Source organism: Paraprevotella sp., from assembly GCF_986071375.1.
Window position 1 is genome coordinate 255,154 of the sequence record NZ_CFQRNQ010000002.1, and the last position, 16,521, is coordinate 271,674.

Consider the following 16,521-nt stretch of genomic DNA (forward strand, 5'->3'; position numbering starts at 1 on the left):
CCGTTTTTTTATAAGAACAACATCAGTACCACCTGACTGATTACCACACGCATGAACATACCCAACGGATAAACCGTGGCGTAACTGACGGAAGCGTCGTTGCCGGGAAAACTGTCGTTCACGTAATTCAAAGCCATGGGGTTGGCCATGCTGCCGCACAACATGCCGCAAGTGGAACCGAAATTCATCCCGCACATCCGCATGGCTACCACTGCCATCAGCAGCACCGGTACCACGGTGATAAGAAATCCGGAACCAATCCATATCGCTCCTTCCGGACGGACGACGGTCTCGAAGAAATGGGCACCCGCATCAATGCCAATACCGGCCAGATAGAGGGACAGCCCTATGCCGCGCAACATCAGGTTGGCACTGCGGGTCGTATAAATGCGCATGTGCAGGCGCGGGCCGAAACAGCCTACCAATATTCCCACGATAATAGGGCCGCCTGCCAACCCCATCTTTACCGGACTGCTGATACCCGGCATGCTGAGCGGCACGGAACCCAACATCAATCCCAGCACGATGCCGATGAAAATGGCGGCCAGATTGGGTTCGCGCAGTGTGGTGACGGAGTTGCCCAATATGCCGGCCACGCGCTTGATGGCCGTTTTTTCGCCCACCACCGTCAGCCGGTCGCCTAATTGCAGGATGAGGTCGGGAGTGGCCAGAATTTGTACGCCGCTACGCAACACGCGGCTGATGTTGATGTCGTAAGTGTTGCGCAGGTGCAATGAACCCAAACGCTTGCCGTTGATTTCAGCTTGGGTCACTACGATGTGTTCCGACACTAAGTTACGGTCTATGCTGTTCCAGTCTATATCTTCCTGATTCCAATCCCGGTTTTCCTGTTCACCGAAGAGCAGGGTCAGGGTCGGCATGTCTTTTTCCGTAGTTACGACCAGAATCCGGTCGTTTTCCAACAGTTCCGTGCTGCCGGTCGGGATGGTCACCTTCCCGTCCCTCCACAGGCGGGAGATGACGAATTTCGTATGGCTGTGTAGGGCCAAATCCTTGATGGTCTTATGGTAAATGCCCGGGTTATGCAGTTGGAATGCGGCAATGTACGGATGGTTGTGGTCTTCCGTCTCTTTTTCTTCCATGTCCGCCGGGCGGGCAAGTATTTTCCGGATGACCAGAATGGCAAGGATGACTCCCACGACACCGAGCGGATAAGCCACGGCCGCCCCTAAGGCTGCGCTGCTGGATGGCTCTCCCATCTGCTTCAAGGTCTGTTGGGCCGCCCCGAGTGCCGGTGTGTTGGTGGTGGCTCCGCACAGGACGCCCACCATGTCCGGCAAGGGAATAGACAGGCCATAGCTTAGGAGTACGGTCATGGCCGTTCCGATGAAGATTACACCGAGGCTCAACAGGTTCAGTTTGATTCCTCCGTGCAACAAGGAACTGAAGAAACCGGGACCTACCTGCAATCCTAAGGCATAGACGAAAAGCACGAGCCCGAAACTTTCGGCATAGTTGAGCATGTCGGCATCCAGTGAAATGCCGAGGTGCCCGGCCAGAATGCCAACGAAGAATACAAAAGTGACTCCCAAGGATATTCCCCACACGTGCATCTTGCCCAACCACAACCCGGCGGCCGTAACCAATGACAACACCACAATGGCCTGTATGGCGCTATGCTCGAAAAACAAACTGTCAATCCATTCCATGCTGCAAAGGTATCACTTTTTGGCCATATAAAGTGTAAGTAGATGGAAAATCAGGATTATTTACCATGAAAAAGTGCCGGAGGAACCGGAAAAATCAATCTGCGCCAAACGGAAAATCAATCTCAGGAGAATGAAAAATCAATCTCAGGCAACTGATTTTTCGTTTGGCGCAGATTGATTGGCTACATTGCTGAATGCTGTATAAGGTTGTCTAACAGTAAGTTATGAAAATACAGCCGACAAAATGGAGACCAAGCCATATTGTCTTTATTTTTTCAGTTCTTCACGTAGGCGATCCAGGGCTTCCGTGGCCGAGCCGTATTGGTCGAGTAGGGTGACGAACCGGCTACCGATGATGGCACCGGCGGCATGCTTTTGGGCAGATTCCAAAGTTTGCCGGTTGCTGATGCCGAAGCCGATCATGCGCGGATGGGTCAGTCCCATTTGGTTTACACGGTCGAAGTAGGCCTGTTTGGTGCGGTCGAACTCTTTTTGTGCACCGGTAGTGGCAGCCGACGATACCATGTAGATAAAACCGTCCGTGTGCCGGTCGATGAGGCGGATACGCTCTTCGCTGGTTTCCGGCGTGATGAGCATGATGATTTTCAGCCCGTGGCGGTCGGCTATGGGTTTGAATGTTTCCATATAGTCCCGGAAGGGGAGGTCGGGGATGATGACCCCGTCTATCCCGCAGTCTGCACAGCTTTGGCAGAAGGCTTCGAAACCATAATGGAAGATGGGGTTGAGGTATCCCATCAGTATCAGGGGGATTTCCACGTCTTGCCGGATGTCTTTCAGCTCCTCGAAGAGGCGGTGAAGGTTCATGCCGTTTCGCAGGGCTTTCGTGGCAGCGTCTTGGATGACGGGGCCGTCGGCCATCGGGTCGCTGAAGGGGATGCCGATTTCCAACATGTCTATGCCCCGTGCGGCCAATGTGCGGATGATGTCTGCCGTACTTCCGGCCGTCGGGTGTCCGGCACAGAAATACAGGGAAAGGATGTTCTGTTTCTTCTCGTTGAATAGTTTGTTGATTCTGTTCATGATATATTGTATTTTAGTTCTCTGATATATTTTGTCCACGTAAATCTTTGATGAAATCGGAAAGGCGGCCTACGTCTTTCTGGGCCGTGGCCGTTTCAAAACGTGAGTTTAAGTCCACGCCCGCCCATGCGGGGTGTGAAAAGCTGCGAAGACGGTCCGTACTGTCCGGGCCGATGCCCCCGCTCAGGAAGAAGGGCGTATGTCCGTGGTAGTTTTGCAGGACATTCCAGTCGAACGTCCGGCCGCTGCCGCCAGCCGTGGGGCAACGCGTGTCGAAAAGGAAAAAGTCGCAATCCGCTTCGTAATCTTCGGTACGCGGGAACGGTTCGTCGGGAGCCACGCCGAAGGCTTTGATGATTTGCGGGGAATGGCCGGATTTCAGCCCCTCTTCTTTTATGCTTCGGCAGAACTCCGGTGTCTCATGCCCGTGCAGTTGCACGAGGTCGAGGCGGAAGGTTTTTATCCGTTCCTGTATATACCCGATTTCCGGGTTGACGAAAACGCCTACGCGACGGCAAGTCTCCGGCAGATAATCGGGGAGGCGGCTTACGTGGCGGCGGGAGCCCTCCCAGCAGATGAACCCCATCATGTCCGGCGTGAGGGCTTCCACTTGGCGGATGTTGTCCGCGTCGCGCATGCCGCATACTTTAATTAGGAATGGTTTCATCGTTCTACGCTTTGAATGAATGTTTTCAAGGCCGCCCCGGGGACAGGTTGCCGCATGAAGGTTTCGCCCACCAGGAAACCGCGAAAACCGGCATCCCGCAACCGGCGGACTGTGTCCGGTTCTGAAATTCCGCTTTCCGACACCCAAAGGAGGTCGTCCGGCAAGAGAGAGGCGATACGGAAGGAATTTTCCACGTCTGTGTGGAACGTCCCGAGATGGCGGTTGTTCACGCCCAACATGTCCGGACGTTCGGCAAGGTAGTCCAATTCCTTTTCCGTGTGTATCTCCAACAGCACTTCCAGTCCTAAGTCATGGGCTTTCCGGGCCAAGCGTTCATAATCGGGGCGCGTTAGGGCTGCGGCAATCAGCAGCACGGCATCCGCTCCGGCTTGGCAGGCCTGGTAGAGTTGGTATTCATCAATGATGAACTCTTTGCGCAGGATGGGGGTGTCCGTCATCGGACGTGCTTGCCGTATGTAGTCCAGACAGCCGCCGAAATACTTCCCGTCGGTCAGTATGGAGAGGGCTGCGGCTCCGGCTGCGGTATATGCGGCCGGAATGACATCCGCCCGTCCTTCTTCTTTAATCCACCCTTTGGAAGGGGATTTCCGTTTGAATTCCGCGATGATGCCAGAACGCGAGGCTGCCAGGCTTTCGCGCATGGAGCGGTGCTTCCGTGCGTTGGTCATGCAGGCCGGTGCTTGGCCGTGGCAGGCCGTTCCGTTGCGGGCGTTTCCCAATCTGTCTTCTACGAGGGCGAAGAGCTGTTCGGGAGGCAACTCTGCTTTCTCCCGTTCCACTTCCTTGCGTTTGTATGCCAATATTTCTTCTAATATGTCTTTCATAAGTTTTTACTGTTAAGTTCCACGTATGTTTTCAGGCAAGTCAGGGCGCGCCCGCTTTCCAATGATTCGCGGGCTATGGCGAGGCATTCGTTGATGTCCTTGTCCCGTTCGATGACTTTGATGGCAAAGGCCGCATTGGCCAATACCACGTTTTTCCGGTTTTCCGTGCAGCGGTTTTCGAGTACGCTGTCGAAAATTTCCGCAGCCTCGTCCGGGGTTGCACCACCGTAGAGTTCTTCCGGGCGGACGGTCGGCAGGCCGAGGTCGGCAGGCCGGAAGATTTTCTCCATGGTGTTGGTTTTGACTTTGAAATTACCCGTCAGCGAGATTTCGTCATATCCGTCTATGCTGTTCACGATACCGTAACCGATACCCAACTTCTCATACACGCTGCTGTACAGCCGCATTTGGTTCAGGTTGGCCACACCTAATAATTGATAGGCCGGGCGGCAAGGATTGACCAACGGACCGAGAAGGTTGAAACAGGTCGGTATCTGAAGCATTTTGCGTACGGGGGCCACGGCTTTCATCCCGTGGGCGAACAGCGGGGCATGCAGGTAGGCAAAGTTGCAAGCCTCCATGCTGCGACGTAGTCGGTTGCTGTCGGCTGTGAACTGCACGCCATGATGCTCCATGACATTGCTCGCTCCCGAAGTCGAGGTGGCGGCGTAGTTGCCGTGTTTGGCTACTTTGTAACCGGCTCCTGCCACTACGAAACAGGCGCAGGTGGAAATGTTGAACGTGTTTTTGTTGTCACCGCCCGTCCCCACGATGTCAATGACCCGGTAAGGGGAGAAATCCACAGGTTGGCCGGTTTCTATAAGTCCGTCGCGCAGGCCGAGCACTTCGTCCACCTTGATGCCCCGCATAATCAGCCCGGTGAGCAAGGCGCTGATTTGCACGTTGTTGTATTCTCCGTCTGCAATATGACGGACAATCTGGCAGGTCTGTTCCCGGGTTAGAACCTCGCCGTTTGTAATTTTTGTGAGTATTTGTTTCATGTTTGTGATGTATTTAAGTTTTATTGGTTATGTAGTTTGCAGGGGGATGGGTATAAACATGGAGGCCTGCCGTAAGTACGACAGGCCTCCATGTTTTCACATTGGTATGTGGTTGCTGATACATATAAGGCTATCTCCTCACGACTTTTCGGGTCTTGAGTTGCGCCACCACCAATATGTATTTTTGTTTAAGAACATTGTCTGTTTGGTTTCTTGTTTTGTTTTATGGTTGCAAATATAAAGAGAATTTCTTTGTATGCAAACAAAATCACAGTTTTTTCGGATGAAAAGCTGAATTTTATGCGTGTGGAGCATTAGTCATTGGCTTTTTCTTTTTGTCCAGTTCCTAACTTTTCCTTCACGGTTCTCCAGAACATCCGGTCTATTTTCTCATTTTCCAAAGGGTTTCCTACTACCAACACCTCGTTGTTTTCGTCCAAAAGGAAAGTGTGCAGCATGGGGTTGGAGGGCAGTTGGGGGGTGGTCCGGTGGAAAACGCCTGTGGTGTCCATGTGCAATTCAGATGTTCGAGATGTTCAAAATGAGGGAGAAGCCGTACAAGCCGGCTTTTTCCTGTACGTGTTATTTCAAATGGAAAACGAACAATGCGGCATCGCACGAGTCCTTTTGTGGCTTCCACTTGTCATAGTCGGTAGTGAGTATGTAGCCAATCAGCCCGTTGGCAGATTGCCATTGAGGGGCGAAAGGGATGACCTCCGTGGTGTCAGTGGTGACTATATGCTGTATCCCCTTCTCCATGTCGTAGATTGAGAAGTAGTTTTTTTCCGAATGGAAGAACCTGTTGACGAGGTGGTTGTCCACGATGAAGAAGCCGGTGTTGAACGCTTTGCCTGATTCCGTGATGTCATAACTTGACTTTACGTCTTCTTCGGCTGCATTCTTGCCGAAATCTGTCCGGAACACCGGTTTCGGCCCTTCGGAAGTCCAACGGTAGATTGCGTTGGAGAACGGTGGAAAGATGTAGGCCTCCCCGTTTTTATCTCGGACGAAGGAGGTTTCATTATAAATCATGTCCAAACTCATTTCGGACGGCAGATAGCTTTGCTGTACTTCGCCCCGGTCGTTGGTATGCACGACGCGGTGCAAGTTGTCGGTGGCTAACAGGTTCAGGAAGAGGAAGCCGTCTTTGACTTTTATGAAGTCCAGGGCCGGGAATCCATAGCGGAATGACGACTTGTAGTTGAGTGTGGCATCATAGGCCAATATGCTTCTCGATTCAAAGTCCATTACGTACAGGAGGCTGTCGCCCAAAGCCAAGGTCCAAGCCGAGGCATATTCCCCGTTTCCATGCCCCACGTTGCGGATGCGTCTGACGAAGTCGCCTGACGGGTATTTGAAGGCCCATACGGTGTTGGCTCTGTCTGCCACATAAGCCATGGTGTCCGAAAAACATACGGTTTTGATGTCGCTCATGAAATAACCGTGGGTGTCCAACTCAATGGTGTCGACGCTTGATATGACGGCAGGACGCGGAATGGTTTTATCCTCGTAATCCTTGATGTGGATGGTAAGCAAGTCCCTTTCATTCGCGTCTTGGTGGTTCTTGCATCCCAATAAGCTTGACAGGTATGGGGCGCAAAGTGTTATTGCTATGAGATAATGCTTTAAGTTCATGGTGCTTTGTATCTTTGTGCCAAATATATGTAGTAATAACTAAACTACAAATATTTGGCACATGATATGAATGGAAACATGTTGTAAAACATCATTTATGGACACAAGGTGTGATTGAGGAAATTTTCCACAATGGCTTGCCCATCCGGTGTGAGTACCGATTCCGGATGGAATTGTATGCCGTGGATGTCATGCTCGCGGTGGCGCAGTGCCATGATTTGTCCTTCTGGGCTGACCGCCGTCACTTCGAGGCAGGAAGGCAGATTGTCGCCCGACACCACCCACGAGTGGTATCGTCCTACCGGGAATTGCCCGGGGATGCCTTGGAAAATATAGTCTTCTTCCGTCCGGAAACAAGGAGTCTGTACGCCGTGGAAGACATCGGACAGGTTGACGAGCCGTGCGCCAAAAGCCTGGCCGATGGCTTGATGGCCGAGGCATACGCCAAGTATCGGCTTTCGTCCGGCATAAGTACGGATAACATCCAATAACTGTCCGGCTTCTTCCGGTATGCCGGGGCCCGGACTTAAAACAATCTTGTCGTATGCCTCAATATCTTTCAAGTCGAATGCGTCGTTGCGCAATACCGTGGTTTCTGTGCCGGTTTCACGTATCAGATGATATAAATTGTAGGTAAAAGAATCGTAATTATCAATGATGACTGTTTTCATGATTTTGAATGTATGAGGAGGGGGTTACAAGCGTTCAGCCATTTGGATGGCATGGCGCAAAGCTCCCAGTTTGTTATTGACTTCCTGTAACTCGTAATCTTCGTCGCTCTTGGCCACAATGCCGCCTCCGGCCTGGAACCATAATTCGTTGTTACGGCTTACAAACGTACGGATGGTGATGGCCTGGTTCAGGGAACCGTCCAATCCGATGAACCCTATGCAACCGCCGTATGCCCCTCGGTTGTGCGGCTCCAGTTCACTGATAAGTTGCATGGCGCGGACCTTGGGTGCGCCGGAGAGCGTGCCGGCCGGGAAAGTGTCGATGAACGTCTTGACAGGATCGGCTTCGTCATCCAGCGTACCGCTTACACGGCTCACTAGATGGATGACATGGCTGTAATATTGCATGTCTTTGTAGAAATCCACTTTCACATCGTGGCAGTTCCGGCTCAGGTCATTCCGTGCCAAGTCTACCAACATGACGTGTTCGGCGTTTTCTTTCAGGTCGTTTTTCAGGTAGTTTGCATTTTGTGCATCCGTATCGGCGTTGCCGGTGCGTTTTGTCGTGCCTGCAATCGGGTCGATATAAGCGCGGCGGCCCTCTATGCGGCAATGTGTTTCGGGTGAGGAACCAAAAATGCGGAATCCCCCGAAGTCGAAATAAAACAGGTAGGGGCTAGGGTTGATGCTGCGCAGGGCGCGGTAGAGCTTGAAGTCGTCGCCTTCATACCGTTGTACGAAACGGCGGCTCAATACGATTTGGAACACGTCGCCTCGTAAGCAGTGGGCAATGCCTTGGCGGATGTTGGCTTTATGTTCATCGTCCGTGAGCGTACTGAAGGTTTCACCAACAGGACGGAAATCGTAGGTGGCGAAGTTGTGGTTTCGGATGACGCGTTCCAGTTCGTCGAGAGTATCCGGTTCATGGTTTTCCACCAGTTCGATTAACGTCATGGTGTTGTTGAAGTGGTCGAAAGCAATGACATACTTATATAAGATGTAAAGGATGTCCGGCGCGTCGTTCTTTTCCTGCATGCAATCTTTTATTTCTATGTGTTCGAAATACCGGACCGCATTGAAGGACGTGTAACCATAGAGGCCACAAAACTCTTTATTTTCGCCTGTCACGGTGAAGTGCGATAAAAAGTAGTTGAAAGCTTGTTCGGCAGGATAGTTTTCGTTGATTTCGCGGGATTCCTGCGTGCCGTCCGGATATTGGGCGGTCACGGTGCCATGGCTGATGTCGATGCTGGCTATCGGGTTCAGGGCGATGAACGAACGGCTGTTGTCATGGCTATGGTAATCGGAACTCTCCATCAGGGCGCTTTGTGGATAAAGGTCGCGCACTTTCAGATAGGTGCTGACCGGTGTATGGAGGTCGCCGAGGATTTGTCGGCAAGCCGTGCTGTAATGGAATGTATTCATAGAGTTTCTTATGGATTTGTATGAGATGCCTTATTATTCTAAATTCTCGTCGTAGCGGTGGGCCAGATAGGTGTCTAAGTCTTTGTCGCCCCGTCCGCTGACCGTCAGCACGACCACATCCTCTTTCCTGAATTTCATTCGTGGGAGCATGCCGAGTGCGTGTGCTGATTCCAAGGCCGGAATGATACCCTCCAGGCGGGTGAGTTCGTATGCGGCTCGTAAGGCTTCGTCGTCGTTGACAGCCATGACTGTGGCCCGGTGTTCTTGTGCCAAGTTGGCATGTAACGGGCCGATACCCGGATAATCCAAACCGGCAGAGATGGAATAGGGCTCGATGATTTGCCCGTCTTCATCCTGCATGACCAACGTGCGGCTTCCATGGATGATGCCTAATGAACCGCAATGTATCGTGGCTGCGGTCTCTCCGCTGTCGATACCGTGGCCTCCGGCCTCGCCGAGGTATATTTTAACCCGTTCGTCGTCGATGTAGTGGTAGATGGTACCGGCGGCGTTCGACCCCCCACCGACGCAAGCCATCAGGTAATCCGGATAATCGCGTCCTTCTTTTTCCAAGAGCTGTTCCTTGATTTCACGGCTGATGACGCTTTGCAAGCGGGCCACCATGTCGGGATAGGGATGTGGTCCTACGGTGGAACCGATGATGTAGAAGGTGTCTTGCGGATGGCAGCACCAGTCGCGGATGGCCTCGTTCGTGGCATCTTTCAATGTCTTGTTACCACTTTCTACCGGATAAACCTCGGCGCCCAACATCTTCATACGTTCTACGTTGACGTGTTGCCTTGCCACGTCCGTCGCTCCCATGTAAACGCGGCAAGGCATGTTCATCAGGGCACAAACCGTAGCGGTGGCCACGCCGTGTTGGCCGGCACCGGTCTCGGCAATGATACGCGTTTTGCCCATTTTCCGTGCCAAAAGGATTTGTCCGATGGCATTATTGATTTTGTGAGCGCCGGTGTGGTTGAGGTCTTCCCGTTTCAAGTAGAGTCTGCAACCGTATTTTTCGCTCAGTCTCCGTGCATGGTAGAGAGGTGAGGGACGACCAACATAGTCTTTCAGCAGCGCATGGTATTCTTTGCGGAATGCTTCGCTCTCAAGGATGGGAAGATATGCCTTACGCAAATCTTCTACGGTTTTATGCAGAATCTCGGGGACGTATGCGCCGCCGAAATTACCGTAATAACCTTCTTCATTTACATGATAAGTTTTCATTTTCATTTGTATTTTGGTCCGTTTGTTTGTTCTTGGGAAAAAGGGTATAAAAAAAGAGACCTGCCGTAAGTACGACAGGCCTCCATGTTTCTTTTAGGGTAAATGTGGGTAATACATATAAGGCTTGTTCCTCACGACTTTTCCGGTCTTGAGTTGCGCCACCACCAATATGTATTTTTATTTGAGAACATTGTTTTTACTTCTTTTATTTCTTCGTTTTCGTTTGCAAATATATATAGAATTCCTGAAACTGCAAATAAAATCTCGCTTTTTTAAAATAATTGTTATTCTTCTACCGTGAAATCGTACGCCTTGACATCCCCGTATTGGTTGACTGGCTTCTGTGACAGGTCTACCAAAATATATTCCCCAGGGAAGAGCGGGGTGAGCGGTGTAACGGCAAAGCCTAATCCCGGAAGGTTCTCAATGTTGAAAAGTCCTAATTCCACACGGGTATAATCGCAATCCTTGAATTCGGATGCAGGCAAATAGCGGAATCCTCGTCTTTCTTTCAGGCGGATTAAGGCATAATCGTTCAGGTCTTGTGTCTTTGGATATATGGCGAATTTGGGTTGTCGACCGGTGGTTTGGCGAGCTTGTGCACCAGAGAAGTATCTTTTTATTTTTCGCCCTACATTAATGCCTTGTATGTCCCAACCTTTCTTAAGTTCAGTTTGGCTGGTTATGACGTTCATAGGGAAGATAGAGTCTCCTACGAAAATGAATACCGTAGGGTCGGGTTGTTTCATTTGTGCCTGTACTTGTACGAGTAATCCGAATAACAGGAAAAGGGTTATTACTTTCTTCTTCATTTTTATGTCCTTATTAGTTTGAATGTGCAAAGGTAGGGATATAATAAAAGAAAATATAAGAAAGTCGCTTATTTTCTTTGAATGTGTTTGAAAAAGTATTAATTTTGTTTTTGACTCAGCCGGTTCATGAGGGACTGGCGGGCGTTTTATGGGAAAAGGGCGTTTACGGACGTAATCTTTAGGTCTCAAATCTCGCAAATTTGAATCCATCCTGAAAGATTAGGCAACGGGAAACGTCCACGTTGGATGTATTGTATTTACTTGGAGGATATTGCTCCGAGTCTATATGATATATTATGGCGTGGGCTGGCTGCGTTGCCTATCCTGAGGGATGGAGGCAATGCGAGAGCCTGAGACCATGGGATAGGCGAAAGTACCTCCCTACGCCTTTTTCATGTTCAACCTTTTAAAAGAGAAAGAGTATATCCATTTGGGGAGGACGGAAATCTAAGTGGTATGAAAACAAAAAGACAAAGAATTGGGCTTGGGACGTACTTAACTGCCTGTATGGTTGTGCTACTCTGTGCAGCGTGCGGATACGTTTTTATAGGGGAGGCAGGGCAGTCGTGGTACGAACGAACTTTTGGCATGGTAGATTCATGAGTAAAGACTTTAATACTTATATCTAATGAAAAAGATGTTTTTGATGGCGGCTTTGTGTTCTGCCGCCGCGCTTCAGGCGCAAGATTACTATGTAGTGACCGGTGATAATGTCAATGTACGCAGCCAACCGGTCACAGGAAAGGTTGTGGGCAAGGTAAGTTCTGTAAACAGCTTTACGGGGTGGGATGCGGGCAACGGTTGGGTGAATTTCCGTATCACGTCCGTGTCGGGTGCCATATCTGACAAGTTTGTCCGCAAAGTGGCGCTTCGTGATTTTTCCCGTTCGATGTTGGGGGAATATATGGGGAAAGCGCCATCGCCTGTATCATATAGCATGGGTACGCTTTCCGCACGGGAAGGGTATGTGGTGTTGCAGGTTACCGATTACACCGAACCCGATGGAGGGAACGGTCAGAGGGGACACATGAGCCATGTTTATGCAGGCATACCCAATAAGGATGGTATCAGCTTTACGCATTATCTCTATCCTTATTCCGAGGATAAATCCCTGACGGAACAAATGGCCGAAGCCGGGGCTTTGGAACAACCTTATGACTTTGTGGTGACGGAAGAAGGCAAGTTGCGTGCTTGCGACCGGGTGTTGGAGTTGCAAAAGAGCGCGGGAAGCCAAGGGGCTAAAATGACGGAACGCGACATCTACATGTTGAAAGGGAATGTCAAGCAGGCAAGGCTGATCCGGGTCTATCCCGAGAATATGATGAAGTCGCTGCAGGAAGAGGAGAATGGCAACCATCCGCTTTGCAATTTCAGCAACGTCATGCGCTTTTCGCCGGACGGGAGGATAACCTACTACGAGGGGAAGAAATCCACTGTGGGAAAATTGGAACAGGTGGATTCGTTCACTTATACTTATAATGGCAAAAAGGTATCTGTGGACGGAAAACGTTACGGCCAACCCTTTCAAGCCGCTTACACTCGTGAGGCAGGCGAATTCGGTATCCGTTACGAGGGGAATTTCAGGGCCGGAGAATTATCTGCTGGACTTATAGACTGCCAATACGCAGTAAATATGGATGGTGTGCCGTTCCATGTCATGTATGGCAGCACGATGCCGCCGTTTGTAGCATACGGGAATGGAGAGGGCTACGAGGCGACTTTCCGTTACGGGGAAAATTCCACGTTGCCGGAATCCATGGATTTCTCGTTTGATTATGGGGGTGACAGTTGGAACTACGACGGTTGTGAAATCCGTGCGGTGAAGACAGATGAGCATGGAAACTGGACCGAACGTATGGTGTATGTGGACGGCCAACCTATATTTAAGGAGGTACAGACGATAGTTTATTACTAAGTCCTTTTGGTGCCGGTAACTTCAATGGGGCAAACCGCGATACTTTTGTGTTTCCGGTTTGCCCCATTGGAGTTTTGGTCACTCGAAAAGTCGTATTTTTCCCCCGTCCGAACCGGCATATTTCTTTAACAACCCCTGCATGTACTCCGCACAGGCTAGCACTTGTTCGCGGTTGCCGTCGTATCCGTTGACCAATGCCAATAGATGGGTGGTGGACAAGGTGAGTTTGGTGCGTTCATGGTCGCTTGTGGGGGTACCGATTCCGCCTTGGCTGTCGCGGTAAACCGGCAGTCCGGCGATGTTCAACGGGCCTTTCCCGATGCCTTCGTAAGCTTCCCCTTCGCGCCCGATGCCCAAAACGAGCGTGTCGCCGACTATTTTTCCGGCATCGAATCCGCCGATGGAGTAACCGTATGCAATGGAAGCCAGATTGATTAAATCCACAGCCGTGTCTATTTGGTATAAGTCCAATCCCCGCAGCATGCGGCGCACCAAAGCTTCCGACGAAGGGCGGTAACGGCTCGGGTCTTTTCCACAGCGTTTATACACGGAGCGGGTGGCTTGTATGGGAGGCATTTCCTTGATGGATTCCGTGGTGTGTTTCCTGCAATAATCGGTTTGGAACGCCTTGATTTCCTCCCATAGCGGAGCGGAGTAGGGCGTATTGATGATGTGTGCTTCCAAGGCAACACCTACAAACTTCGGACATACCGTCCGGATGTCTTCCGAAACTAAAATATTCATCATCTTTCTGTCTTTTTGATATACAGGATTTTATTCGGGCAAGATGGCTGCCGGGCTTCTTTTGCTGAGGATGGAAGAATAACCGGATGCCGGTTTGCGGGGTAGGCGGAGGGAAGCCGGACTCTCCGGAGTTTCCGGTTCTTCGGGCTGGTCGACGTTTTCCGCATCCGGCGGTACGCCGCCTGCCATCCATTGCAGTGCATTTTTCAGGAGAAGCTCATTCGGGTCACCCAGTTCATACCATGGGTAATAATTGAGTTCGGATATGATATACTCAGGAGTGAAGCCGCTTGCGTAGTCCGACTGGCCTTCTTTGTTGAGTACGGTGGACGTTACCGGATACATGACGAAACCGTATGGACTGTCGATACGCGTCATCGCCACATTTTTACCCAAGGTTTTTGTTCCTAAAAGGTTGACTGTCATGTAAGGGCGCAGGCAGTTCACCATCATTTCCGATGCCGAAGCGGTGTACAATCCCGAAATGATGAAAAGCCGGTCCAGATTCAGATTACAGCTTGCATATTCTGTGAGAAAGTTCAGGCTGTAGTTCGAGTCTTGCCGTTTGTCGTTGAATTCAAAACGGGCGAACTCCTGTCCCAAACAGCCGGCCGGAGCCAACAAAGAGGCCAAAAGCTGTGCACAAGTCACCTGTCCGCCTTGGTTGTACCGCAAGTCCAGGATAAAATCAGTCACTCCTTGTTCTTTGAACCATTGGAATATTTGCAGCATTTGTTCCAGATAGGACGCATCGCTGTCGTTTATGCCTGCCTTGAATTCATTATATACCAGATAACCGGTTTTCCTTCCGTCCCGTTCGATGACCTTGTAAAGGAAGAGGGGATTGTTCTCCATGGGGACGGCAGCCGGGAGTGTAAGTTCTGTCGCCTCTTCGTCCCAAACCAATTCACCGGTCTCCTCGTCGGCCGAAAGGGTGGAAACCGTGAGTACCGTTCCATTTCCATTTTCCAGAAGGCCGGTATTTTTACTGCTGACATTGTTTCCGTTGACTTCTGTGATGAAGTCGCCCCGTTGCAGTCCGATTACGGCAGCCGGGGATTGGGGCAGCACTTGCAACACACGTGCCACTTGCCTGGAAGTTCCCGTCGGGTCGTCGGTCAATACGAAATCGAAACCGTAAGTTACGGTTTGAATGGCGTTACGGAGTTTTACCTCCGTGGCTGCATCCGTCTCCGCAGGCACTTCGATATAGGAATATTTGTCCTGCGAAGCTAAAAGCTTCGGGAAGAACTCTTCAGGGGGAGAGAAGTAATCTTCCATTTCCAGTTGGGGGATTTCCTGATAATAAAGGTATATCTCCCGCATTTGCGCTTCAATCCAGTTGTCCACTTCCGTCTTGGCCAAAAATTCATACGTACGGTCTTCGCCACACGAAAGGAATGCGAAAGCCATGACAGCCCATACGGGGATAAAATAAAAACTCCTTTTCATATTATGGGTCGATTTGGTTGCAAAAATAGGAGATTCCCGGCATATAACCATCAGGAAAACCGTTTTATTTCTGTTTTGCTTCCGTTCGTGGCGGTTAGAAACGCCAGTACAACTGGATTTCTCCGGTGTTGTAATGTCGGTCTCCGGCGTATGCCTTGTCTTCTACGAAACCGTACAGAGCCTGTATCTTCAGGTTTTTATAGAAATAGTAGTTCACGGCCACGTTGTAGATGCTTTTCCGGCTTGCATTGTCCTTCTGGTCACGATAGACATCCCATTTGCCGTATATTTTGCACCTTGAGGTGACGGGGGCGCCCACTGTGGCATACCAACCGTCCGCCTTGTCCTTTCCGCTGATGCCCGTCGTCCCTTCGTCAGCCACGTGGTAATCCGAAATCTTGTGTCCTTGGCTGGTTACGTATTCTCCGCGAACGGTCCAGCGCGATTCGTATTTCACGCCGAAAGCCATACGGTTGCGGTCCACGGTGATTTTCTTGCCGTTGGTGTCTTTGCTGTATTCCCCAGTCCATCCGAAAGCGCCGATGCACAAGTCTTTTACGGGTGAGAGCCAAAGCCCGCCGATGAGGTCCTTGTTGTCATTGCGGTCGGCGTGGTTGATGCCTTGGCCGTTGTATGCGCCTATCTGGTAGTGCAACCAAGCATGTCCGTCTTTTTGTGATTTGAACAAATCGCCTTGCACTTGAAGCCCCAAGTCGCGTCCGTTACTGGAATGTTCCCCTACACGGTCGTTCATCCCGGCCAACTTGTCGGTTGCTTGTGAATATGCCCCGAAACCTATATCCCAAGGGTTCATGGGATTCTCGAAAGTGAAGCCACGCTTGAACTGTCCGAACTTTACTTTGATGAAAGAATATTTTTCCCATTCCGCCCAGGCATCCACCACGCGGGGGCCTTTTTCCGCACTGCTTCCGGATACGCCGTTCATTTCCATCTGAAGCCCGTATTTGAAGTCCCAGACTTTGCCGTTGACGTATGCCCGGATGAGGCGGATGTCGAACGTGGAGTGCGATTCGTTCTTATTGTCCAATTCCTGGTCGTTGAATGCGGCCTTTCCGATGACGTAACCGCCGAATGTCGTGTTTTGTTTGATTTCCTGCCACCATTTGCCTTTGTTCCCTTCGGCATGGCATGCCCATGCCATCCAGGCACCGGCCATAAAGAGAAATGCCTTTTTCATCTTGCGTTTTTATTTTCCGGCTACAAAGTTAACTCAAAAATACTTATAATATTCCGGGACAACAGCTTTTTTCGTCTCCCTCCTGAAACGTGCCGGATTTTGTGCGCCAAACGAAAATCAATCTCAGCCGAATGAAAAATCGTTTGGCTGAGATTGATTTTCGTTTGTGCTGAGATTTTTTTATGAGATTCAAATATCTCTTTTTCAATACTATA

15 protein-coding genes are annotated in these 16,521 nt (G+C 50.6%); 1 reads left to right on the plus strand and 14 read right to left on the minus strand.

The genetic code is table 11. From position 1 onward, the window contains the following. Nucleotides 1-8 precede the first annotated feature (8 nt). The 11 genes from AC5RDV_RS02200 to AC5RDV_RS02250 all read right to left on the minus strand — a co-directional run bounded on the left by AC5RDV_RS02200 (nucleotide 9) and on the right by AC5RDV_RS02250 (nucleotide 10,997). On the minus strand, nucleotides 9-1,670 hold the full coding sequence (locus tag AC5RDV_RS02200; protein WP_008623960.1) for a putative transporter: 1,662 nt from the start codon (nucleotides 1,668-1,670) through the stop codon (nucleotides 9-11). Nucleotides 1,671-1,937: 267 nt separating this feature from the next. Further along, complete coding sequence (gene trpA / locus AC5RDV_RS02205; RefSeq protein WP_282747685.1) at nucleotides 1,938-2,711, minus strand: tryptophan synthase subunit alpha; 774 nt, start codon at nucleotides 2,709-2,711, stop codon at nucleotides 1,938-1,940. A gap of 13 nt (nucleotides 2,712-2,724) precedes the next feature. Beyond that, nucleotides 2,725-3,378, minus strand: coding sequence for a phosphoribosylanthranilate isomerase (locus AC5RDV_RS02210; protein ID WP_130892797.1), 654 nt, complete (start codon nucleotides 3,376-3,378; stop codon nucleotides 2,725-2,727). After that, the gene (gene trpC, locus AC5RDV_RS02215) at nucleotides 3,375-4,223 is read right to left on the minus strand and encodes an indole-3-glycerol phosphate synthase TrpC (RefSeq protein ID WP_282747686.1); all 849 of its coding nucleotides are present in this window, start codon (nucleotides 4,221-4,223) and stop codon (nucleotides 3,375-3,377) included. The genes AC5RDV_RS02210 and trpC overlap by 4 nt, the downstream gene beginning before the upstream one ends. Then, complete coding sequence (gene trpD / locus AC5RDV_RS02220) at nucleotides 4,220-5,224, minus strand: anthranilate phosphoribosyltransferase (RefSeq protein ID WP_282747687.1); 1,005 nt, start codon at nucleotides 5,222-5,224, stop codon at nucleotides 4,220-4,222. The genes trpC and trpD overlap by 4 nt, the downstream gene beginning before the upstream one ends. A 314-nt stretch (nucleotides 5,225-5,538) precedes the next feature. After that, complete coding sequence (locus tag AC5RDV_RS02225; protein ID WP_282747688.1) at nucleotides 5,539-5,736, minus strand: hypothetical protein; 198 nt, start codon at nucleotides 5,734-5,736, stop codon at nucleotides 5,539-5,541. Nucleotides 5,737-5,806: 70 nt separating this feature from the next. Next, nucleotides 5,807-6,859, minus strand: a complete 1,053-nt coding sequence (locus AC5RDV_RS02230) for a DUF4934 domain-containing protein (RefSeq protein WP_282747689.1) — start codon at nucleotides 6,857-6,859, stop codon at nucleotides 5,807-5,809. A 95-nt stretch (nucleotides 6,860-6,954) separates the two neighbouring features. After that, entirely contained in the window at nucleotides 6,955-7,530 is a 576-nt protein-coding gene (locus AC5RDV_RS02235) for an anthranilate synthase component II (RefSeq protein WP_282747690.1), read from the minus strand. Between the two features lie 24 nt (nucleotides 7,531-7,554). After that, nucleotides 7,555-8,955: an anthranilate synthase component I family protein gene (locus AC5RDV_RS02240; protein WP_282747691.1), complete on the minus strand. Its 1,401-nt coding sequence runs from the start codon at nucleotides 8,953-8,955 to the stop codon at nucleotides 7,555-7,557. A gap of 33 nt (nucleotides 8,956-8,988) precedes the next feature. Then, complete coding sequence (trpB, locus tag AC5RDV_RS02245; RefSeq protein ID WP_282747692.1) at nucleotides 8,989-10,185, minus strand: tryptophan synthase subunit beta; 1,197 nt, start codon at nucleotides 10,183-10,185, stop codon at nucleotides 8,989-8,991. Between the two features lie 284 nt (nucleotides 10,186-10,469). Then, nucleotides 10,470-10,997: a hypothetical protein gene (locus tag AC5RDV_RS02250; RefSeq protein WP_040602394.1), complete on the minus strand. Its 528-nt coding sequence runs from the start codon at nucleotides 10,995-10,997 to the stop codon at nucleotides 10,470-10,472. Nucleotides 10,998-11,625: 628 nt separating this feature from the next. On the opposite strand from AC5RDV_RS02250, the gene AC5RDV_RS02255 reads away from it, so the two are divergent. Continuing rightward, on the plus strand, nucleotides 11,626-12,912 hold the full coding sequence (locus AC5RDV_RS02255) for an SH3 domain-containing protein (protein WP_282747693.1): 1,287 nt from the start codon (nucleotides 11,626-11,628) through the stop codon (nucleotides 12,910-12,912). Nucleotides 12,913-12,990: 78 nt separating this feature from the next. On the opposite strand, the gene AC5RDV_RS02260 is transcribed toward AC5RDV_RS02255, so the two are convergent. From AC5RDV_RS02260 to AC5RDV_RS02270, 3 genes are all read right to left on the minus strand, one after another. Then, nucleotides 12,991-13,659: a B3/B4 domain-containing protein gene (locus AC5RDV_RS02260; RefSeq protein ID WP_130892805.1), complete on the minus strand. Its 669-nt coding sequence runs from the start codon at nucleotides 13,657-13,659 to the stop codon at nucleotides 12,991-12,993. A 27-nt stretch (nucleotides 13,660-13,686) separates the two neighbouring features. Beyond that, nucleotides 13,687-15,108, minus strand: coding sequence for a S41 family peptidase (locus tag AC5RDV_RS02265; protein ID WP_282747694.1), 1,422 nt, complete (start codon nucleotides 15,106-15,108; stop codon nucleotides 13,687-13,689). A 94-nt stretch (nucleotides 15,109-15,202) separates the two neighbouring features. Continuing rightward, nucleotides 15,203-16,306 (minus strand): porin, encoded by a 1,104-nt coding sequence (locus AC5RDV_RS02270; RefSeq protein ID WP_282747695.1) that lies wholly within the window; start codon nucleotides 16,304-16,306, stop codon nucleotides 15,203-15,205. Nucleotides 16,307-16,521 lie beyond the last annotated feature (215 nt).